Annotated in this window: 2 protein-coding genes; both read right to left on the reverse strand. The window is 47.0% G+C overall.

Going from position 1 to position 728, the window contains the following annotated elements:
• Window positions 1–511: anti-sigma factor (locus tag AC1D2Q_RS29490; RefSeq protein WP_477815540.1), on the reverse strand; the 511-nt coding region annotated here is incomplete at its 3' end.
• A gap of 11 nt (window positions 512–522) precedes the next feature.
• The coding region (locus tag AC1D2Q_RS29495) for an RNA polymerase sigma factor (RefSeq protein WP_477815541.1) at window positions 523–728 on the reverse strand (206 nt) is incomplete at its 5' end.

Here is a 728-nt window from a genome sequence, read left to right on the forward strand (position 1 = left end):
GCTTGATCTCGCTGGTATAACTCACCCCCTTGATCCGTTCAGATGCGGAAGGATTCTCCAGCAGGGCAAGCATCATGGTTTGCTTTAGCTCATGCACCTGCGAGGTAAGGGCCTGCAACTGCTCATCCTGCTTACCAGTGGTACTGGCATGGAAAACCAGGTACCCGCTGCCAAAACTGATGAGCACTATCACCAAACTGTAAGCCAATGGCCAGCGTGGCTGCCATTGCCATAAACGGGCCAGCAGCTCTTTAATACTAAACACCTCTTTTTTCTCATCAACAGATTGCTTGTAGGTATCCAGCATCGCCTTAAATTTTACCGGCATGTGGGCACCTGGCTCGGGCACCTGAATTTCATCCATCAAATCCCAAACCTGTTGTATAGCGGTAAATTCCTGCAGGCAGCTTTCGCAGCCTGCCAGGTGTTTTTCAAACTCCTCACGTTCAGCTGTAGTTAGCCGTTTACTTATATAATCGCTAAATTTTTCCTCGTATTGCTCACAATTCATCTTCATCCTGTTTAACGTTCCATTTTGGTATAAATATCCTTTAACTCCTGCATTGCCCTAAAGGCGCGTACCTTGGCGGCACCTTCGGTAATGCCTAAAATTTGCCCTATCTCCTGGTATTTCAGCTCCTGGAAACGGCTCAGCGTCAGTATTTCCCGGTTGTCATCGCTTAGCTTATTCATCGCCATGTATAAACTGGCATTAGCTTGCTTTTTTT

The sequence above is a fragment of the Pseudomonas sp. P1_A1 genome, assembly GCF_056406935.1.